This window comes from Halonatronomonas betaini (assembly GCF_015666175.1).
Classification (GTDB): domain Bacteria; phylum Bacillota; class Halanaerobiia; order Halanaerobiales; family Halarsenatibacteraceae; genus Halonatronomonas; species Halonatronomonas betaini.
The window spans coordinates 166568-188746 of record NZ_JADPIE010000003.1 but is presented as its reverse complement, the minus strand read 5'-3'; the positions used below and the strand labels follow the sequence as shown (position 1 = coordinate 188746).

General features: G+C 34.3%; 19 protein-coding genes. All 19 read left to right on the top strand.

Going from position 1 to position 22179, the window contains the following annotated elements; genetic code table 11:
- Positions 1 to 11 precede the first annotated feature (11 nt).
- Positions 12 to 1067, top strand: a complete 1056-nt coding sequence (ytvI, locus tag I0Q91_RS06340) for a sporulation integral membrane protein YtvI (RefSeq protein WP_270453586.1) — start codon at positions 12 to 14, stop codon at positions 1065 to 1067.
- Positions 1067 to 2221 carry a 1-deoxy-D-xylulose-5-phosphate reductoisomerase gene (gene dxr / locus I0Q91_RS06335; RefSeq protein ID WP_270453585.1) on the top strand — a complete coding sequence of 385 codons (1155 nt, stop codon included), beginning with the start codon at positions 1067 to 1069 and terminating at the stop codon, positions 2219 to 2221. Before ytvI ends, dxr begins: the two co-directional genes overlap by 1 nt.
- The gene (gene rseP / locus I0Q91_RS06330; protein WP_270453583.1) at positions 2215 to 3291 is read left to right on the top strand and encodes an RIP metalloprotease RseP; all 1077 of its coding nucleotides are present in this window, start codon (positions 2215 to 2217) and stop codon (positions 3289 to 3291) included. The genes dxr and rseP overlap by 7 nt, the downstream gene beginning before the upstream one ends.
- An 18-nt stretch (positions 3292 to 3309) precedes the next feature.
- Positions 3310 to 3870, top strand: coding sequence for an HD domain-containing protein (locus I0Q91_RS06325; RefSeq protein WP_270453582.1), 561 nt, complete (start codon positions 3310 to 3312; stop codon positions 3868 to 3870).
- A 3-nt stretch (positions 3871 to 3873) separates the two neighbouring features.
- Positions 3874 to 4929: a flavodoxin-dependent (E)-4-hydroxy-3-methylbut-2-enyl-diphosphate synthase gene (gene ispG, locus I0Q91_RS06320; protein WP_270453581.1), complete on the top strand. Its 1056-nt coding sequence runs from the start codon at positions 3874 to 3876 to the stop codon at positions 4927 to 4929.
- Position 4930: 1 nt separating this feature from the next.
- On the top strand, positions 4931 to 6646 hold the full coding sequence (locus I0Q91_RS06315) for a proline--tRNA ligase (RefSeq protein ID WP_270453580.1): 1716 nt from the start codon (positions 4931 to 4933) through the stop codon (positions 6644 to 6646).
- Positions 6647 to 6663: 17 nt separating this feature from the next.
- Entirely contained in the window at positions 6664 to 7299 is a 636-nt protein-coding gene (locus I0Q91_RS06310) for a glycosyltransferase family 2 protein (protein WP_270453579.1), read from the top strand.
- Between the two features lie 18 nt (positions 7300 to 7317).
- Positions 7318 to 7980: an MgtC/SapB family protein gene (locus tag I0Q91_RS06305; RefSeq protein WP_270453578.1), complete on the top strand. Its 663-nt coding sequence runs from the start codon at positions 7318 to 7320 to the stop codon at positions 7978 to 7980.
- Positions 7981 to 7995: 15 nt separating this feature from the next.
- On the top strand, positions 7996 to 12225 hold the full coding sequence (locus I0Q91_RS06300) for a PolC-type DNA polymerase III (RefSeq protein WP_270453577.1): 4230 nt from the start codon (positions 7996 to 7998) through the stop codon (positions 12223 to 12225).
- Positions 12226 to 12371: 146 nt separating this feature from the next.
- Entirely contained in the window at positions 12372 to 12833 is a 462-nt protein-coding gene (gene rimP, locus I0Q91_RS06295; RefSeq protein ID WP_270453576.1) for a ribosome maturation factor RimP, read from the top strand.
- A 20-nt stretch (positions 12834 to 12853) separates the two neighbouring features.
- Entirely contained in the window at positions 12854 to 14023 is a 1170-nt protein-coding gene (gene nusA, locus I0Q91_RS06290) for a transcription termination factor NusA (RefSeq protein WP_270453575.1), read from the top strand.
- 3 nt (positions 14024 to 14026) lie between these two features.
- Positions 14027 to 14284 (top strand): YlxR family protein, encoded by a 258-nt coding sequence (locus tag I0Q91_RS06285; protein ID WP_270453574.1) that lies wholly within the window; start codon positions 14027 to 14029, stop codon positions 14282 to 14284.
- A 32-nt stretch (positions 14285 to 14316) separates the two neighbouring features.
- Positions 14317 to 16341 (top strand): translation initiation factor IF-2, encoded by a 2025-nt coding sequence (gene infB, locus I0Q91_RS06280; protein WP_270453572.1) that lies wholly within the window; start codon positions 14317 to 14319, stop codon positions 16339 to 16341.
- A gap of 30 nt (positions 16342 to 16371) precedes the next feature.
- Positions 16372 to 16749 (top strand): 30S ribosome-binding factor RbfA, encoded by a 378-nt coding sequence (gene rbfA, locus I0Q91_RS06275; RefSeq protein WP_270453571.1) that lies wholly within the window; start codon positions 16372 to 16374, stop codon positions 16747 to 16749.
- Positions 16733 to 17734 (top strand): DHH family phosphoesterase, encoded by a 1002-nt coding sequence (locus I0Q91_RS06270; RefSeq protein WP_270453570.1) that lies wholly within the window; start codon positions 16733 to 16735, stop codon positions 17732 to 17734. The genes rbfA and I0Q91_RS06270 overlap by 17 nt, the downstream gene beginning before the upstream one ends.
- Before the next feature lie 6 nt (positions 17735 to 17740).
- A complete protein-coding gene (truB, locus tag I0Q91_RS06265) occupies positions 17741 to 18670 on the top strand; it encodes a tRNA pseudouridine(55) synthase TruB (RefSeq protein WP_345790962.1) in 930 nt (309 codons plus the stop codon).
- A gap of 25 nt (positions 18671 to 18695) precedes the next feature.
- Entirely contained in the window at positions 18696 to 19619 is a 924-nt protein-coding gene (locus I0Q91_RS06260) for a bifunctional riboflavin kinase/FAD synthetase (protein WP_270453568.1), read from the top strand.
- A gap of 94 nt (positions 19620 to 19713) precedes the next feature.
- Positions 19714 to 19980, top strand: coding sequence for a 30S ribosomal protein S15 (rpsO, locus tag I0Q91_RS06255; protein WP_270453567.1), 267 nt, complete (start codon positions 19714 to 19716; stop codon positions 19978 to 19980).
- Between the two features lie 54 nt (positions 19981 to 20034).
- A complete protein-coding gene (locus tag I0Q91_RS06250) occupies positions 20035 to 22146 on the top strand; it encodes a polyribonucleotide nucleotidyltransferase (protein ID WP_270453566.1) in 2112 nt (703 codons plus the stop codon).
- The last annotated feature ends 33 nt before the right edge of the window (positions 22147 to 22179 follow it).

The following is a 22179-nucleotide window of genomic DNA, read 5'->3' as shown; positions in this document are numbered from 1 at the left end:
GGTTGATAAATATGAAAAGAAGATTACAGGAATTAGGTTTAACTGTTTTTCTGGCATTTATATCATTATTTTTATTGAGGTATGCATTTACGATCTTTGCTCCATTTATAATTGCTCTGGTTGTTGCAAGTTTATTAGAACCACTTGTAAGATACCTTGCTAAAAAAGCACCATTTGGAAGGACTTTATCTGTTGTAATTGTGTTATTAGTTGTTTTAACTATAATTGTTTTTATATTAATTATTGGTGTTTCCAGGATATATTTTGAATTGAATAGAATTATTCAGACTCTGCCGGATTATAACACTCTGGCTGAGCAATTTGAAGTTATTGATGCAGGAGGCTGGCAGGATTATTTAGAAGCCTGGAATGTATCACCGGCTATTATTTCTGGAATTGAAGAAAATTTGCAGGCTATTTTTGATACTATTCGAACCTCTATGTTACAGCTGGCTAATATGGCATTAAATGCTGTTAGTGGATTTCCTGTTGCTTTAATGACTATTTTCTTTAGTTTTGTGGCTACATTCTTTATTAGCAGGGATAAAGAAAAGATTCGAGAAAGCATTCTAAAATTATTTCCTGATGAGTGGCAGGAAAAAGTAAATATAGTTATGAGAGAATTATCAACATCTGCCATTGGTTATATTAGAGCCCAGCTTATTTTGATTTCAATAACTGGTTTTATTGTTTTTGTGGCTTTAACTATTCTGGGAAATGATTATGCGTTAACTATTGGATTATTATCTTCTGTATTAGATATAATACCGATAATTGGGCCATCAATTATAATATATCCGTGGTTAGTAATTAATATTTTAGTTGGTGATATTGGCTTTGCAGTTGGTTTATTTATTACTCATATGGTTACTGTTGCAGCCCGGGAGACATTAGAGGGTAAAATTATCGGTGACCATTTAGGACTGCATCCACTGGCAACTATGGTTGCTCTTTTTGCCGGATTTAGAATCCTTGGCGTTATAGGATTTATCATAGGACCGGCTGTTCTTGTAATTATTAAATCTTTAGCAAGAACAAATCTTTTGCCTTACTGGGAGGTTAACTGATGAAGAATCTCGTCTTATTAGGATCAACTGGATCGATAGGCGAACAGACTCTTGATGTATTAGAAAGATTGGATAATTGGAATTTAAAGGCTATATCATGCTATAAAAGTATTGATAAAATAAGAAAACAGGCAATTAAGTTTAGGCCTGATTATATTGCGATATATGATGAGACTGATTTAAAGGAATTAAAAAAAGATTTTCCAATTGGTTATGATCCTGAAATATTAATAGGTGCTTCAGGATTTGCTGAACTGGCTGGATTAAATAATGTGGATATGGTTATAAATGCTATTGTTGGAGCTGCCGGTTTAGAGCCATCATATAATGCTATTATTAGTAATAATAAACTTGGGCTTGCTAATAAGGAAAGCCTTGTAATAGGTGGTAATTTAATTATTCCACTTGCCAGAGAAAAAAATGTGGATATAATACCAATAGATAGTGAGCACAATGCTATTTTTCAGCTTTTAGATGGCAAGGATAGGGATCAGGTTTCTCAACTTATTTTAACGGCATCTGGAGGCCCTTTTTACGGTTATACAGCTGAAGAGATAGAGGATGTCACTGTTGAAGATGCTTTAGCTCACCCAAATTGGGATATGGGAAGCAAGATATCAATTGATTCAGCAACTTTAATGAATAAAGGCCTTGAAGTCATAGAAGCATATTGGTTATTTGAGTATTCTTATGATAAAATAGATGTAGTAATTCATCCTCAAAGTATAATTCATTCAATGATTGAATTAATTGATGGTTCTATTTTAGCAGAATTAGGTACTGCTGATATGAGAACACCTATTCAGTATGCTTTGAAATATCCAGATAGAGGGTCTAATATTGCTGGCAAATTAAATTTAAATGAAATTTCCAGGCTGGAATTTGATTCACCTGATTTAGAAACATTTCCTGCATTAACAATGGCTTATGAAAGTGGGAAAAGTGGCAAAGGATATCCAATTGTTTTAAATGCAGCCAATGAAATAGCTGTTAAAGCTTTTTTAGATAAAAGAATTGGATTTACTGATATTTCAAAAGTTATTTCAAAAATGTTAGATAAGCATAATTCTGGTGAATTTAATACTTTAGATGAAATTTTAAACTTAAATCGAACTGTCCGTAATATGACAGAGGAGGTAATATTAACTTGTTAACTACAATAGTTGTCTTTATAATATTTTTAGGAGTATTAATATTTGTGCATGAACTTGGCCACTTTATAATGGCCAAGAAATCAGATATAAGAGTTGAAGAATTTGCATTAGGTTTTGGACCAAAACTTATCTCTCAAAAAAGAGGTGAGACTGTCTTTTCAATTAGAGCTATACCTCTTGGTGGATTCTGTAATATGGTTGGAGAGATGCCTGTTGATAAAGAGGAACTTTCTGAAGAAGAAGTTCGTCTATACGAAGAAACTGTGGAACAGGGCCGTGCTTTTCACCAAAAATCACCTGGAAAGAGGTTGCTGGTATTAGCTATGGGAGCAATCATGAATTTCTTATTAGCGTTAGTAGCATTTGTTTTGATCTTTGGAATTTATGGACTTCCAGTTGATTATTCCAGGGAAGCAGTAATTGGTCAGGCTTATCCAAATCATCCTGCTGCTGAAGCAGAATTAAGAGCTGGAGATAGAATATTAGCAATTGATGGTCAAAGCGTTGAAAGCTGGGACGAGATGGTTTCTTTTATTCATGAAAACCCTGATGAGACTCTTGAATTTACTGTTCAGAGAAATGATAGTGAAATGGCATTTAATGTTACACCTAGATATGATGAAAATGCCGGCCACGGTATAATAGGAATTGAGCCTGATATTATTAGAGAGAGAATGGGTCCTATCGCAACTATTCAGGGTGCGGTTGTGCAGACAGGCTATGTAATAAGAATGATCTTTAATGGATTTGTTCAAATTTTTGCCCAGAGAAGCACTGAGGATCTTGGTGGACCTGTAATGATTGCTTCTATTGTTGGTGAGGCTGCCAGGACTGGTTTTGATGATGTTTTAAACTGGCTGGCAATCATCAGTATTAATTTAGGTATATTGAATTTACTGCCATTCCCGGCATTAGATGGGGGAAGGATTGTTTTTGTATTCATAGAAATGATAATGGGTAAACCTGTACCTCAGGAAAAAGAGGGCTTTATTCATATGATTGGGTTTTTCCTATTGATATTATTAATGGTTTTTGTTATATACCAGGATATTATCACCAGTTTCTTCTAAGTTGATGGAGGTGGTATAATGAAATTACCCAGAGTTACACTTGTTAGTTTGTTAACTGATAGTATTGCTTTGAAACATTTAAGGGTTGCTGGCTTTCGACATGCAGTGGTTGCTGCTGAGTATGCTTATGATCTGGCTAAAGAGCGTAATGTCTGTACTGATTTAGCCACTAAAGCAGCTTTATTACATGATATAGGCCATACTAGCTGGGAAAAGCACGGCAAATGGGATTTTGAATCATATGATTATTTTGATATCCACCCGATTAAAGGTGCTGAACGGGCACATGAATTATTAACCTTAAAAGGTGAGCATTTAGGAAAAGCCAGAGAGATTGCTCTGGCTATTCTCTTCCATAGTGGTTCCAGCCCTATAAATACAAATTTAAAATTAACTCCATTACAGGAACTTGTAATGGAAGCTGATGATATTGATGAGCTCGATGATGGTGAGCATCATAATATTGAAATTAGTCTTGAAGATGCTTTAGATAGATTAGAAATATTAGATAATAAAGTAGCCAGGCACCTTGATGATTGCAATAAAGAGTGCTGGGATTGCAGGAAAGGTCAGGTTTAATTAATGATTAGAAGAAATGCTAAAGCAGTCAATCTAGGTGATCTTAAAATTGGTGGCGATGCCCCTATATCAATTCAGTCAATGACCAATACTAAAACTGTTGATATAGAGGCTACTATAACTCAAATCAAAGAACTCTCAACTGCTGGTTGTGAGATTATCAGGGTAGCTGTTCCTGACTCAGAATCAGTTAATGCTTTGCCTGAGATTATTCAAGATTCGCCGATTCCAGTAATAGCTGATATTCATTTTGATTACAGACTTGCTTTAGGAGCAATTGAAGCCGGGATTGATGGCTTGAGGTTAAACCCTGGAAATATTGGGGGCTTTGATAGGGTAAAGCAGGTTGTTAATGCTTCTAAAGAGGCCGGTATTCCTATCCGGGTTGGAGTGAATTCTGGTTCTCTGGATGAAGAGATAGCCAAAAAATATGGGCATTCTGCTGAAGCCATGGTTGCCAGTGCCAGTAAACATATAAATTATTTAGAAAAGCTGAATTTTACAGATATAATAGTTTCTTTAAAATCGAGTTCAATAATGATGACTTTAGAGGCCAATCAGTTATTTGCTGAAAAATATGATTATCCTTTGCATATTGGAATAACAGAAGCTGGAAGCGGTAGAGCTGGAGATATAAAGTCTGCTGCTGGAATTGGTGCTCTGTTAAGTCATGGCCTTGGTGATACATTAAGGATATCTTTAACAGATGATCCTGTTAGAGAGGTTGAAGCTGGAATAGAAATATTAAAGTCCTTTGGTATGCGTGATAAAGGGATTGAGATAATCTCCTGCCCGACCTGTGGTCGTACAGAGATTGATTTATTAAAGCTATCCAGGGATGTTAAGGCTGCTTTAAAGGGTTCAGATTTGAATTTAACAGTGGCAGTTATGGGCTGTGCTGTTAATGGGCCTGGAGAAGCCTCACAGGCTGATATTGGTATTGCCGGGGGCAAAGGGGTTGGACTTATTTTTAAAAAGGGTGAGATTATTAAAAAGGTATCAGAAGATGAATTATTGGATGAGTTGATTACAGAAATTAAAAAAATGGAGTGTGAATAGGATGAGATTATCAAAGTATTATATGCCAACATTAAAAGAGGAACCTGCTGATGCAGATATTGCAAGCCATAAATTGATGTTAAGAGCAGGTATGATGAGAGCTTTATCTAGTGGAGTTTATTCATATTTCCCATTAGGGTATAGAGTTATAAGAAAAGTAGAGAATATTGTCAGAGAAGAGATGGATAAAAGTGGCGCATTAGAAGTATTGATGCCTGCAATGCAGAATGCTGAGATCTGGCAGGAATCGGGGCGCTGGGAAGATTTCGGACCTTTAATGATAAAATTTGAAGATAGAAAAAAGAGACAGTACTGTCTTGGTCCAACCCATGAAGAAGTTGTTGCTGATATGATAAGAGATGAGATAAGATCCTATAAAGATCTTCCATATAATCTCTATCAGATACAGACAAAGGTTAGAGATGAAATTAGGCCAAGGTTTGGTTTATTGAGAGCAAGAGAATTTATTATGAAAGATGCATATACTCTGGATACTGACTATGAAGGGTTAGATGAGCAGTATCAGGTAATGTATGATACATATTCTAATATTTTTGAAAGGTGTGGGCTTGAAGCCAGGGTTGTCCGAGCTGATAGTGGAGCTATGGGAGGTTCTTCATCCCATGAATTTATGGTTTTAGCTGATACCGGCGAAGATGAATTAGCTTTCTGTACTAGCTGTGATTATGCAGCCAATGTGGAAAGGGCTGAAGCATTTATAGAATTAGATGAAAGTGGAGAAACTATTGAAGCTGACCTTGAAGAGGTGCATACTCCTGGTGCTAAAACTATTGAAGATCTAGTGGATATGCTTGAGTTGCCAGCCAGTAAAATGGTAAAATCAATGGCTTATATTGCAGATGGAGAGCCAGTTGTGGCCTTAATTAGAGGCGATGACCAGTTAAATGAAATTAAACTTAAAAATTATTTAGGAGCTGTTGAATTAAGGCCAGCTCATCCAGAAGAATTTGAAGATATTTTCGGAAGTGTAGCTGGATTTATTGGCCCTGTTAATCTAGCAAATGATGTTAAAGTTATTGCTGATAGAAAAATTAAAGAGTTAAGTAATGTTGTTACTGGTGCTAATAAAAAAGATTATCACTATGTGAATGTTGATATAGAAAGAGATATGAATGAGATTCAGGATTACCTTCCATTAAGAAAGGTAATTGCTGGAGATAAATGTCCAGAATGCCATGGAGAATTAGAGATAAAATCTGGCATTGAAGTTGGTCATATCTTTAAGTTAGGAACTAAATATAGTGAAAGTATGAATGCAACTTATTTAGACGATAACGGGAGAGAGCAGCCAATTGTTATGGGGAGTTATGGTATTGGAATAACTAGAACTGTTGCTGCTGCTATTGAACAAAATCATGATGAAAAGGGAATAGTCTGGCCTGTACCGATTGCTCCCTATCAAGTCATAATTTTGCCTTTAGGAAATAGTGATGATGTAAATAAAGCTGCAGAAAATTTATACAATGATTTAAATGAAGCAGGAATAGAAACTATGCTTGATGATAGAGATGAGAGGGCTGGAGTTAAATTTAATGATGCTGAATTGATTGGGATTCCTTTAAGAGTTACCATTGGTTCCAGGTCATTAAAGGAAGATAAATTTGAGTTACAGATAAGAAGGTCCGGGGAAGAATCTATGTTAGATAAAGATAAAGCAGTTGACCAGATTGATGAATTATTATCTAAAATAACCTAATAAGGGGTTATCTGGCCATGAAAATATGTGCTCTGATTCCAGCTTATAATGAAGAGAAGACAGTTAGTCATGTTGTAACTGTTACAAAGAGTTTACCGGAAGTTAAAAGAGTTATTGTAATTAATGATGGTTCTGAGGACGATACATCAAATGTAGCCAGAATGGCTGGTGCTGATGTTATAGATCTTGAAAAGAATTCAGGGAAAGGGGCTGCATTAAAAGCAGGTTTTGATGAATGTAATGCTGATATTGTAATAATGCTTGATGCAGACCTGATTGGTTTGAAAAAAGAGCATATATATTCCCTTTTAAATCCTATTATGAATAATGAATATGATATGACTGTTGGTATTTTTAATGAGGGAAGAAATTTGACTGATATTGCCCAAAAGATTAGTCCTCATCTTTCAGGTCAGAGGGCATTAAAGGGTGAGATTTTAAATAAAATACAAAACCTTGACAGTTCTGGTTATGGCGTTGAGGTTGTAATAAATAGGTATGTCAGAGAACATGGCCAGATAAAAAAAGTAAGTTTACCTGATTTAACCCATATTATGAAAGAAGAAAAAATGGGTTTCTGGAAAGGGTTTAAATCGAGAATAAAAATGTATATGGAAGTTTTAAAGGCGGTATTTCTGTTTTTTATAGATTAATCAGGATGGAGTGTGAGCATGATGCTTTCACCAGGTACAATTATTTTTAGATTAATTTTAGCATTAATTTTAACCGGGTTTATCGGCTGGGAACGGGAAAATCATGATAGACCGGCTGGTTTTAGGACCCATATTTTAGTAGGAGTGGGTTCAACTGTTGTAATGATTGTTTCTTTTACAATGTCTATCTTATATGAACCTGTTGATCCTGATCCTGGAAGAATTGCTGCTCAGGTAGTTAGTGGAATAGGTTTTTTAGGTGCTGGAACAATTATAAGAGAGGGTTTTTCAGTAAAGGGATTGACAACTGCTGCCAGCCTCTGGGTTGTTGCTGCTATCGGCCTTGCTGTTGGAGTTGGCTATTATAACCTGGCTATTTTTTCAACCCTGCTTGTTTTCTTTACTTTATTTTTCTTAAATAGATTGGAGTTAAGACATACAAGTTCTAATATAAAAATGTTAGATTGCCGAATCAGGGATATGCCTGGAATTCTCGGACAACTAGCTGAAGTTATTGGCGAGGAAAATATCAATATAAAGGATGTAGTAGTTGAACGGGATAAATTAACTAACGAAACTGTTGTTAGATTTGATTTAAAATTCAGTGAAGAATCTGATATAAATAATTTAAATAAATCTTTATTAAATATTGATGGATTAATAGAGTTTAAATGGTATTAATCTGGAGGTTAAGAAATGTTTGAAGCTTTAAAGTTAGAAAAAAGTATTGAATCTATAAAATATATTTTATTAAATGATGATTCTAATATTTGTTACTTAATTTCAACAAAAAGCTCCACCAATAATCAATCTGTAGAAACAGATAATATTAATGATTATTTAAATGATAAATTAGGTTCAGAAATTGATAAATATAAAATTTTAAAAGTCGGCCCTTTAAAGATCGACGATGAAATAAGGTTTGTCTGGCCTAATATTATTTCGAATCTTCCTGAAAGTTTAAGTTATATTTCAAGCTGGTTAAAGAGGGCAAAACTAATTTTGGAAGATGAGAACCTCTACATAAAGGTTGAAAGTCAAATTGCCTGTAAATCTGCTAGCTGTCAGAAAGCTGTTAATTTTATATCTTATCAATTGAATTCATTAATAGGAATTGACCTAAATGTTGAGATTGTAAATGGTAACTTTGTCAGAAATTATGAGAGTGAAAAAAATGATGATGAATTAACTGCATATTTAAAGGAAAATAACAATACTACTGTTAAAAGTTCAAATAATAAGGGAAAGAAAAAGAAGTCAAGAGGAAGTATTGTTTACGGTAAAAAGATAGCTAAATCTAAAAGAGTTTATCCTTTAAATCAGTTGCCTGAAGATGGTCAGGTTGTAGTAGAGGGAGAAATATTTGATATTGATGATAAAGAAACTAGAAATGGAAGATTAATTAAGCTAATCTCTATTACTGACAATAAGGATTCAGTTAAGACAAAATTATTTTTAAACTCCAATGATGATCTTTATCAGGATATTTCAGCCGGGGATAGATTGAAAATTGCCGGAGATATTCGCTATGACAGATATGCCAGAGAGAATGTTATTAATGGCGAAGATATTAATCTATTACCTGCTATAACTAGAGAGGATAAAGCTGAAGAAAAACGGGTTGAACTTCATTTGCATACAAAAATGAGTTCAATGGATGCTATTATAGATGTTGATGATGTAGTCGCTCAGGCTGCTGATTGGGGCCATGATGCAATAGCTATAACTGATCATGGTGTAGCTCAGGCTTATCCAGATGCAGCTCAAGCCGGTGAAAAACATGGTATTAAGATAATCTTTGGACTTGAGGCTTATTTAGTTAATGATTGTTTAGGGTTAGTTCAAAATCCTGAAGATAAATATATTTCTGAAGAAGAATATGTAGTTTTTGATCTTGAAACTACTGGCTTAAAGCCCAATCAGGATAGAATTATAGAGATTGGTGCTGTAAAGATTTCAGGTGGAGAAATCATTGATACTTATTCAACATTAGTTAATCCAGGTGTTAAAATTACTCCTAAAATAGCAAGTCTGACTGGTATTAAAAATACAGATTTAGAGACTGCCCCTTCATTTTCTGAAGTTGCAGATGAATTTAAAGAGTTTATAGATGATGCTGTGCTGGTTGCTCATAATATTAGTTTTGATTATGGTTTTATAAAGGAAGAATTTAAAAGGCTTAATCAGGAACTGGCTGACTTTACATTGATAGATACAGTTGAACTCAGTAGAGCAATTCTACCTGATTTAAAGAGTTATCGCTTAAATAAAGTTGCTGATAGTTTGGGAGTTTCTCTGAATAATCATCATAGAGCTGAAGATGATGCCACTGCAACTGCTGAAATTTTTACGAATTTCATAGATAAAATTCAAAAAAAAGATATCGAAAAATTAGCTGACATAAATATTTTGTCTGAAGAGATTGATTGGGAGAAAAAGTTTTCTTATCATACGATAATTTTAGCTAAAAACAAAGAAGGATTAAAAGATTTATATAAGTTAATATCAAGTTCTCATCTTGATAACTTCTACAAAAAGCCTAAAATTTTAAAGAGTCAATTAAAAGAAGTCAGGGAAAATTTATTAATTGGTTCTGCCTGTGAAGCCGGGGAATTATACAGGGCAATATTAAATGGTAAAGATGAATCAGAATTAATCCAGATAGCAGAATTTTATGATTATCTTGAGATTCAACCTTTAGAGAATAATAAATTCTTAATAGAAAAGGGAGCTGCTAAATCCTTTGAACATTTAAAAGATATTAATAAAAAAATATATAAATTAGGAAATAAATTAAATAAAAGGGTAGTTGCAACAACTGATGCCCATTTTTTAAATCCGGAAGATGAAATTTATCGCCGAATTTTGCAGGCCGGTCAGAAATTTGATGATGCAGATAAACAGCCTCCATTATATTTTAGGACAACAGATGAAATGCTTTCTGAGTTTTCTTATTTAGGAGAAGATATTGCTAGAGAGGTTGTTATTGAGAATCCCAGGAAAATTAATGAGTCTATTGAAAAACTAAAGCCTATGCCATCTGGTTTATTTACGCCTGAAATAGAAAATGCTGATGAAGAAATCAGAGAGATGACATATAATAAGGCTAAAAAATTATATGGTGAAAATTTGCCTGAATTAGTAACTGATAGAATTGAAAAGGAATTAGAATCAATTATTAGCAATGGATTTTCTGTTATTTATTTAATTTCACATAAATTAGTTAAGAAATCTCTTGAAGATGGCTTTCTTGTGGGCTCAAGAGGTTCTGTTGGGTCTTCATTAGTTGCATATTTATGTGATATTACTGAGGTTAATCCTCTTCCTCCACACTATAGGTGCCCTGAGTGTCAGGAAAATAAATTTTTCTTAAAAGGTGAGGTTGGAGTTGGAGTTGATCTGGAAGATAAAGAATGTGAAAGTTGTAATTCAGAGTTGATTAAAGATGGTTTTGATACTCCCTTTGAAGTCTTTATGGGTTTTGATGGTAATAAGGTGCCTGATATAGACCTTAACTTTTCCGGAGAATATCAGTCAGAAATTCATCTTGAGACTGAAAGATTATTTGGCAGAGATTATGTTTATCGGGCTGGAACTATATCTACTATTGCTGATAGAACAGCCTATGGATTTGTAAAGGGTTATTTACAGGACCGTGATCTATCAAAAAGAAATACTGAAATTAATAGGCTGGTTAAAGGTTGTACAGGTGTTAAAAGAACGACAGGTCAACATCCTGGAGGTCTGATGGTTGTCCCCAAGGAAATGGATATTCATGACTTTACACCAATTCAAAGACCTGCTAATGATAAAGATACAGATGTTAGAACAACTCATTTTGATTACCATGCCATAAGTGGTAGAATATTAAAGCTGGATTTATTGGGACATGATGACCCTACATCAATCAGGATGTTACAGGATCTAACTGGAGTAGATCCATTAAATATTTCTCTGGATGATCCTGAAACTATGAGTCTTTTTTCCGGTGTGGATGCTTTAAATTTAAATGATAATGCTTTAGACCTGGAACTTGGCACACTTGGTATTCCAGAATTTGGAACTTCATTTGTCAGACAGATGTTAACTGAAACCAGGCCTTCAACTTTTGCAGAGTTAATAAGAATTAGTGGACTATCCCATGGAACAGATGTCTGGTTAAATAATGCCCGTGATTTTATTAAAAAGGGTAAAGCTGAATTAAAGGATGTTATTTCTGTTAGAGATGATATTATGAATTATTTGATTCAAAAGGGAATGGACCCTGCTGATAGCTTTACAATAATGGAACATGTTAGAAAGGGAAAAGGTCTAACTGATAAAGAATATGAGAAAATGGTAGCTGCCGGTGTTCCAGACTGGTATATTGAATCCTGTAGAAGAATAAAATATATGTTTCCTAAGGCTCATGCAGCTGCTTATGTAATGATGGCTTTTAGAATAGCTTTCTTTAAAGTAAATTACCCTGCAGAATTTTATACGACATATTTCTCTATAAAAGCCGATGATTTTGATACTGAAATAGTGAGTCAGGGATATGATTATATTTTAAATATGATTAATGAATTAAAAGAAAAAGGTAATGATGCAACAGCCAAGGAGAAGAACCTTATAACTGTTCTGGAAATAGTAATTGAAGCTATGGAGAGAGATATTGAGTTTTTGCCAGTTGATTTATATGAATCTAAAATATCGGATTTCCAATTAAAGGGTAATCAATTATTACCACCTTTAATCAGTGTCAGTGGCCTGGGAACCTCAGCTGCTGAAAGTTTAGTTGCCGCAAGGGAAAATGGTGATTTCAGTTCAATTGAAGATTTAAGTAATAGAACTTCACTCTCTAGTAACGTATTGGAGATAATGAAAGATCTTGGTGCTTTAGAAGGTTTACCGGAAAGAGATCAGCTTTCTTTATTTTTTGATTAGAATTATTTCTGATCAATGTGACCTGCTTGCATAATGACGATTCCTGTGTTAAAATTATTAAGGAATATGCTATTTTATACGTAATGTTGGGAGTGGGCGCAAACCCACTCTTTATTTATAGATAATAAAATTTTGGAGGTATCTAGATGAAAATTACAACCAGAACTGAGGAATTAGTTAAGGAAATTATTATAAATGATGACCTTGAAATTGTCTCAGTGGAATATCTTAAAGAGGGTTCAAATTGGATATTAAGAGTTTATATTGAGGACAGAGAAGGCAATCTCTCTATTGAAGACTGTACAAGAATTAGTCGAGCTTTATCTGATAAGTTGGATGAAGAAGATTTTATTGATGATAGTTATATTCTGGAGGTTTCTTCTCCAGGAGTTGAAAGACCTTTACGGGATGAAGAGGATTATAACCGCTTTAAAGGAAGAAAAGTATATATAAAAACATATGCTCCTTTAAATGGAAAAAAAGAATTCACAGGAACATTAGAGGGTCTAGTAGATGATACAGTTAATATTATTTTAAATGATACTGATAGTAAAGTTGAAATACCTTTCAAAAGTATTGCTAATGCAAGACTTTCTGTTGAATTTTAAAGGATGATAGGAGGAATAAGATGAATATTGAATTTTTACATGCTTTAGATGATATTGCCAGTGAAAAAGATATATCTAAAGATGTATTACTAGAGGCTTTAGAAACTGCTTTAGAATCAGCTTATAAGAAAGATTTTGGTTCTAAAGAAAATGCTGAAGTAAAAATTGATCAGGATTCTGGTGAAGTTAGAGTTATTGCCAGGAAAAAAGTTGTTGAGGAAGTTGAAGATGATAATTCAGAAATTTCTTTAGAGCATGCACAAAATATTGATCCAAAATTAGAAATAGGTGATGTTGCTGAAATAGAAATAACACCAGATAATTTTGGAAGGATTGCAGCTCAGACAGCAAAACAGGTTGTAATGCAGAGAATTAGAGAAGCTGAGAGAGATGTAATTTATGACCATTATAAACAAAAAGAGGGTGAATTTATAACTGGAACTATTCAAAGATTTCATAAAGATTATATTATGATAGATATGGGTAAAACTGAGGCTTTATTACCTCCATCAGAACAGATTGATAGTGAAAACTATGAAGTCGGAGATAGGATTAAGCTATTTATAGTAGAGGTAAGCTCTACAAATAAAGGGCCTAGAATCCTGGTATCCAGAACTCATCCAGGTCTATTGATGAGACTATTTGAAATTGAGATCCCTGAGATATATGATGGAACTGTAGAAATCAAGGAAGTTGCCAGAGAGGCTGGCTACAGGTCAAAGGTTGCAGTTTATTCTGAAAATAATGATGTTGACCCTGTTGGTGCCTGTGTTGGTCCAAGGGGAAGCAGGGTACAGGCTGTGGTTGATCAGCTTGATGGAGAAAAGATTGATATTGTAAAATGGGATCCTGATCCGAAAGTATTTATTGCAAATGCATTAAATCCAGCTGAGGTCAGTGAAGTTATTTTAAATGAGAAAGAAGCAATAGCTCAGGTTGTTGTTCCTGATTTTCAATTATCACTTGCTATTGGAAAAGAGGGACAGAATGCCAGGCTTGCAGCTAAACTTACAGGCTGGAAAGTTGATATTGTTAAAGAATCTGAATATAATGCAAGTGATGAAGATATTGAAAAGATTGATGATGAGGATTCTGGAACTCTTAATGAGGAAGAGATTAATGAAGTTGATAATGAAAATGAAGATATAAGTGAAGATCAAGAATCAGAAAAAAACTCACAGGAGGGGTAAAAGTTGCGAGGAAGGTCTATTAAAAAATGTGCCGGTTGCGGTGATCACCGCAGTGAAGTAGAGTTAATGAGAATTGTTAATAACAAAGGGGAAATTAATGTTGACCCTGGTGGAATTATGAGTGGCCGGGATGTTTATATTTGCCCGCAGATTACCTGTTTGGATGCAGCAGTTGAAAATGATGAGTTGAGTAATGCCTTAAAAATAGAAATCAGCGATTCTATTTATAATAAACTGCTGGAGGAGATAAATCATGGTTAAGTAAGATAGATACTTATGGAGGTGCTTGATAGATGGGAAAAATTAGAGTTTATAGTTTAGCAAAAGAATTAAATATGGAAAGTAAAGAGCTTGTTGATATATTACAGGAATTAGATGTTGAAGTAACAAGCCATATGAGTACAGTTGAGGATGATACTGCTGACCTTGTTAGAGGGATGTATTCTGAATCCGAGACAGATGATGAGGAGGAGACAGGATCTGAAAAAGAAAAAGCAGATGAAAAAGTTGATGAAATAGATAAAGAGATTGAAGAGGATAAAGAGGATGATAGGGTTGCTATTATTCCTCCAATAAAAGTAAAGGATTTTGCTGAAGAAGTTGGCATGCAGGCTAACACACTTTTAAAAGATTTAATGGGTCTAGGAATTATGGGTAATATTAATTATTCCCTGGATGAAGAGACCCTGGAATTATTGATTGATGAGTTAGATTTACCTGCTAAAATTGCTGCTCCTGAGGAGGAGGAAGATTTCACCTGTGATGGAAGCAAAGTCAAGGTTGACTTTGAGGAAGACCCGGCTGATTACAGGTTGCGTTCTCCAATTGTAACTGTTATGGGGCATGTTGATCATGGCAAAACTACATTGCTTGATATGATAAGAAAGACAAGGGTTACCGAATCTGAAGCCGGTGGAATTACCCAGCATATAGGTGCTTATCAGGCAATATCAGGTGATCAAAAGATAACATTTATTGATACCCCAGGTCATGAAGCCTTTACAGCTATGAGAGCTAGAGGTGCCCAGTTAACTGATATAGCAATACTGGTTGTTGCTGCTGATGATGGAATAATGCCACAGACTGTAGAGGCAATTAATCATGCTAAAGCAGCTGATATACCATTAATTGTTGCAGTTAATAAGATAGATAAGCCTAATGCACAACCAGATAGAGTAAAACAGGAACTTACTGAACATGGACTTGTCCCTGAAGAATGGGGAGGAAAGACAATCTGTGTTGAAATTTCTGCATTAAAGGGTGAAAATATAGATGAATTAATGGAAATGGTTTTACTTGTTGCAGAAATGGAAGATATTAAAGCTAATCCAAACAGACCTGCTGAAGGTGTAATAATTGAGGCTGAACTGGATAAAGGTAGAGGTGCGGTGGCTACAGTACTTGTTAAGAATGGTTCATTAAAAGTTGGAGATCCTATTCTTGCAGGTTCAGTATGTGGCCGAGTTAAAGCCTTAGTAGATGAGCACGGAAATAGAATTGATGTTGCTGGACCAGCTATGCCAGTTGAAGTTTTAGGTTTTAATGATGTTCCTAAAGCTGGAGATTTTGTTCAGGTTCTTGAGGATGAAAAAAGGGCCAGAGAAATTTCTGAAGAAAGACAGGAAAAAGAGCATCAGGCTAGAATTCAGACTGAGAGTAAAGTAACATTAGAGGACTTCTATGATCAGATACAAGAAGGGGAACTTCAAGAACTTAACCTGATCATTAAAGCTGATGTTCAGGGCTCAATTGAAGCATTAAGGGAATCTCTGCTAAGATTAAGTACTGATGAAGTTGGAGTTAATGTAATTCATACTGGTGTCGGTGCAATTAATGAAACTGATGTTAACCTTGCAAGTGCTTCTAATGCAATAATTATAGGTTTTAATGTAAGGCCTGGTGTTAAGGCACAGAAATTTGCTGAAAAAGAAAATGTAGATATTAGAATGTATAGAGTTATATATAAAGCATTAGAGGATATTAAAAATGCTATGTCAGGTTTATTAGATCCTGAAATTAAAGAGGTTGTTAAAGGACATGCTGAAGTCAGAGCTACTTTCTCTGTTCCAGATGTAGGAATTATTGCTGGAGTCTATGTGACAGACGGGGAAGTAAATAGAAATTATCAGGCAAGACTGCTCCGGGATAGCGTTGTTATTCATGAAGGAGAGATTTCTTCTCTAAAACGTTTTGAAAATGATGTTAGAGAAGTAAAAGAAGGATATGAATGTGGCGTTGGAATCGCCAATTATAATGATATCAAAGAGGGAGATATCATAGAGTTTTATGACTATAAAGAGATAGAGCGTACTCTATAAAATCTCCCTTATTAGATAGAGGTGGATATTATGTCAAGAAATAGACAGAGGAGATTATCAGAACTCCTAAAAGAAGAAATAAGTGATATTATTTTAAAGGAAGTTAAGGATCCAAGAATTGGTTTTGTCTCGATTACTGATGTTGAGTTAAGTGGTGACCTAAGACATGCAAAAATCTTTTTTAGCATAATAGGTGATCAGTCTGAACGAGATGATACCCTGGATGGACTTAAGAAAGCTACAGGTTTTATAAGAAAATTAGTTGGTGAGAGAATAACTGTTTATCATACACCAGAATTGGTCTTTAAATATGATGATTCCATTGAACATGGAATCCATATATCTAATTTAATTAAAGAAGTTAGAAAAGAAGAAAAAGAGGCTAAATCCGATGAAGAAGACAACTAAAAAAAGCAATAACATTTCCCAGGTTGCTAACTTTATAGCTGCCTGGGATAGCTTTTTACTAATCGGTCATGAGGATCCTGATGGTGACTGTCTTGGTTCGATTTTTAGTCTTGGATTATTACTTAAAGATTTAGATAAAGAGGTTAAGATTGGGTTATACAAACCTTTAAACGATAAATATGCTTTTATAAATAATAATCTTGGTTTAGATTATTTTATTATTGATGAGTCAACTAAGATCAATGACAATAATGCAATTATAGCTCTTGACTCTAGTGATTCAAAGAGATTAGGACCGGCTAAAGATTTATTAAATAATAATAAAGTTTTAAATATTGATCATCATATAGATAATAAGCATTTCGGTGATCTTAATTATATTTCTCCAGACTCGGCTGCAACAGGTCAGATAATTTATGAAATTGCAGACTATATGAAGTGGAAGATTAATAAAGATATTGCATATTATATTGCTGTAGCAGTTTTATCTGATACAGGTTTTCTTCGCTATAGTAATACTGATAGATCTGTACTTCAATTAATTGATCAGATGATGGCAAAGGGTGTTAATATTTATGAGATTAATAGAGATCTGTATGGCCGAGAAAATCCTAAAACCTTAAAATTAATTGGTAGGGCATTAAACAATTTGAATATATTAGAAGATGAAAAAATTGCCTATCTATATTTAGAAAAGAAAGATTATGAGGAACTAGATGCTGATTATGAGGATAAAGAGGGTATTGTTAATTTTGCCAGAGATATTGATAATATTGAAGTTGGGATTTTGTTCAATGAAGAAGATGATCGGATTAAAGTTAGCCTGAGGTCCAATGATTACTATCCAGTCAATGAACTGGCAGCAGAATTTGGCGGTGGAGGCCATCCAAATGCAGCTGGTTGCGGTATAAACATGGACTTAAAAACGGCCATTGAAAAGGTTATAAATAAGGCAATTGAAATAAATCAGGATCTCAGGAGGTGATTTAAAATTTCAGAATACAACGGAATTTTAAATTTATTAAAACCTCCTGGGATATCGTCCTTTGGTATGGTTGGCTGGCTTAGAAGGGTTTTAGATATGAGAAAGATTGGTCATACCGGGACCCTTGATCCATTAGCAGCCGGTGTTTTACCTTTATGTGCTGGAAAGGCAACCAGAATTATTCAGTTTTTACCAGAGGGTAAAAAGACTTATATATGTGATATGAAGCTTGGTATTTCAACAAATACCCTTGATTTAGAGGGTAAGATCACTGACAGGGATGAATCCTGGAAAGAATTAAAGCCTGCAATAATCATGGATGTTTTTAAAAGTTTTCAGGGAAAGATAGAACAGGTACCACCAATGTTTTCTGCTATTAATTATAAAGGAAAACGTTTATATCAGCTGGCCCGTGAAGGAAAAGAAATTGAAAGAGAGTCAAGGGATGTAGAAATTTTTGATCTTGAGATACTTGAAATTAATCTTCCTAATATTAGATTTAAGGTTACCTGCTCAAAGGGGACATATATTAGATCTTTAGTAAGAGATATTGGTAAAAAGCTTGATACAGAAGCTGTGATGATATTCTTATTAAGAACCAGATCTGGACCTTTTGATATAAAAAATGCTTTATATCCAGAAGAACTAGAGAGAAATTTAACTGAAAATAATAGAGAAAAAATATTTATTCCTTTAACAGAGTATTTAGATTTCCCTAAATTAAAAATTAAATCTGATGCTTTTATCAGAGCGACTAATGGAGCCTTTTTATATAAAGAAGATTTATTAAATTTGAATGGATATGAATTTAATAAAGACGATGATATAATTTTATATGATGATGATTTATTTATTTCTATATGTCAGGTTGATTTTGAAGATGGTAGGTATGTTCTAAAACCTGATAAGGTATTTAATATAGAAGAAAATGTTTGAATTTGGTCTGGAGGTCAATTAAGGAATGAAAGTTATCTATAGTAATGAATTTAAAGAATTTGATGGTCAAAGGTCTGCAATTGCCATTGGTAGTTTTGATGGTATACATCGGGGACATCAGGCTGTAATAAATAAAACAAAAGAAATAGCCAGGGAGAATAATTTAAGCCCTGCTGTTTTTTCCTTTGAACCTCATCCAAGACAGGTCTTATCACCTGATCATATTCCAGGTTTTATTACTTCTCCTGAACAGAAAGTCAGGCTTTTAACTGATCTGAATATTGATTATTATTTCTGCCAGGAGTTCACTAAAAAATTTGCTAAAAAAGATTTTGAGGAATTTGTTGAAAATATATTATATAAATCATTAAATATTGGTCATATTGTCGTTGGAGAAGACTTTTCATTTGGTAGAGGTGGAAGTGGAAATATTGAGGATTTAAAGGAACTTGGGGAAAAATTTGATTTTTCTGTAACCCCTTTAAGTATTATTAATAATCACGGAGATAAGATTTCCAGTACTAAGATTAGACATTTAATATCCAGAGGAGAAATGGATGAAGTTAAAGGACTTTTAGGAAGATATTATACAATGGCCGGTAAAGTCGTCCATGGAGATGCTCGGGGAGCTAAATTAGGGTTTCCTACTGCTAATTTATCATTAAATACAGATTATGTTTTGCCTGCAAAGGGAGTTTATGCCGGGTATGTTAATTATAATGGTAATAGGTTAAGAGGAGTTGCTAACTTTGGCCATAATCCAACATTTACAGTTGGTGAATATAGAATAGAGGTATTTATAATTGATTTGAATAAAAACCTGTATGGTGAAGATTTAGAGTTTAGCCTTGTTAAATATATTAGACCTGAAAAAAAGTTTGATAATAAAAATGATTTAATTGAGGCTATTAAACAGGATGTGCTTTACAGTAAAGAGGTTTTATGTTAAAATTGTTTAGGTAGAAGTTTTCCGTTACTAGGATTTTCGTACCACCAGCGAAATCTTGGTTACTGGAGTATTAATAATTAAGGAGGTGGAATTAATGATAAGTAAAGAGAGAAAAGAAGAGGTTATCAAGGAATACCAGAGAGAAGAAGGAGATACTGGTTCTCCTGAAGTTCAGATTGCATTATTAACTGAAAGAATTAAAGAGTTAACTGAACATCTAAAAGAACACAAGAATGATAATCATAGCCGCAGAGGGCTACTTAAAATGGTCGGTAGAAGAAAAAGAATGTTAAAATATCTTCAAAATAATGACGTTGAAAGATATCGTGAATTGATATCCAGTCTTGGAATAAGAAAATAATTTATTTAGGGAGCGGATTTACCGCTCCCTGTCTTTTAAATAGGAGGTTGATTTATGGTAAAATCCTGGGAACATGAGATTAATGGTACTAAATTAAAGCTTGAAACTGGTAAGATGGCAAAACAGGCAAATGGTTCAATAATGGCGACTTATGGTGATACTTCAATACTTGTAACTGCCACTATGTCAGAACCTCGTCCTGGCGTGAATTTCTTGCCGCTAATGGTTAATTATGAAGAAAGAATCTATGCTATCGGTAAAATACCTGGCAGTGTAAACAGACGAGAGGGTAGACCAAGAGATCAAGCAACTTTAAATGCTAGATTAATTGATCGTCCTTTAAGGCCTTTATTTCCAAAAGGGTTTAGACATGATATTCAGGTCGTTGCAACAATACTCGCTGTCGAAGATGACAATGACCCTGCTGTTGTGGCTATGAATGCAGCATCTGCTGCTTTAATGATTTCTGATATACCATTTGATGGTCCGATTGCCGGTGTCAGAATTGGTCTGATTGATGGTGAGCTAAAAATTAATCCTGATGAAGATCTTTCTGAAGAGTCAGATCTTGATCTATTAGTTGCAGGAACAGAAGAGGCAGTTATGATGGTTGAAGCTTCTGCTAATGAGGTTTCTGAAGATGTATTTTTAGATGCTCTTGATTTAGCCCATGAAGAAATTAAAAAGCTGGCTCAAATGCAGATTAAAATGCGTGAAGAAATTGGTAAAGAAAAGATGGAATTTACTCCTCCAGAATTACCAGAGGAATATAAAAAGCAATTATTTGAAATGGCTGAAGCTGAATTGAGAGATGCTGTATTTATTAAGTTAAAGCAGGAAAGAGAAGAAGCTATCAGCAATGTTAAAGATAGAGTTTATGATGAATTTATGGAAACTTTAGATGAAGAACAGGCTGAAGAATTTGATGGTTTAATTAAAGATGAATTAGATAATGTAACTAAAAAAGTCTTTAGAGAAGAAGTTATGAGTAATGGTAAAAGACCGGATGGTCGAAGTCTAGATGAAGTAAGACCGATTTCAGCTGAAGTAGACTTAATTCCTAGAGTTCATGGTTCTGGATTATTCACCAGAGGTGAGACTCAGGCTTTAAGTGTATTAACTCTGGGATCATCCAGTGATGAACAGACTATTTTTGGCCTTGGTGATGATGAGACCAAGAGATTTATGCATCATTATAACTTCCCTCCTTTCTGTGTTGGAGAAACCAGCCCAATGAGAGGTCCTGGCAGAAGAGAGATTGGTCATGGTCATTTAGGAGAAAAAGCAATTGGTCCTGTTTTACCTGGTCAGGATGAATTCCCTTATACAATCAGACTCGTTTCAGAAGTCCTTGAATCCAATGGTTCTTCTTCACAGGCAAGTATCTGTGGAAGCATTATGGCTTTAATGGATGGCGGTGTTCCAATTTCAGCCCCTGTAAGCGGTATTGCTATGGGATTAATAAAAGAAGATGATGATGTGGCAATATTATCTGATATCCAGGGTTTTGAAGATCACTTAGGTGACATGGACTTTAAAGTCGCTGGTACAAAGGATGGAATAACAGCCTTACAGATGGATATTAAAGTTACCGGTATCTCCAAAGATATTATGAGAAATGCTTTAGAGCAGGCAAAAGAAGGAAGACTTCATATCCTTGAAAAGATGTCTGAAGCTATTGCTGAACCCCGTCCTGAACTATCACCAAATGCGCCATCTATAATAACTATGAAAATTGATCCAGAAAAGATCCGTTATGTTATTGGTCCAGGTGGAAAGATGATCAATAAAATAATTGATGAAACTGGTGCAAAAATTGATATTGAAGATGACGGTACAGTCTATGTTATGTCTAATGATCAACAAGGTGGCGAAGAAGCCAGGAAAATGATTGAGAATCTGACTAGAGATGTAGTCGTTGGTGAAATTTATACAGGTACAGTTAAAAAGATCATGAATTTTGGAGCTTTTGCTGAAATTTTACCTGGTAAAGAAGGATTAATTCATATTTCTGAACTGGCTGATTATCATGTTGACAAAGTTGAAGATATTGTCAGTGTTGGTGATGAGGTTCCAGTTAAGGTAATAAAAATAGATAATCAGGATAGAATAAATCTATCACGGGTTCAAGCTCTTGAAGAACTTGATGAAGAAGATAAAGAGTAATATTGCTTAAAATAAAATAACAACTGAAAAACA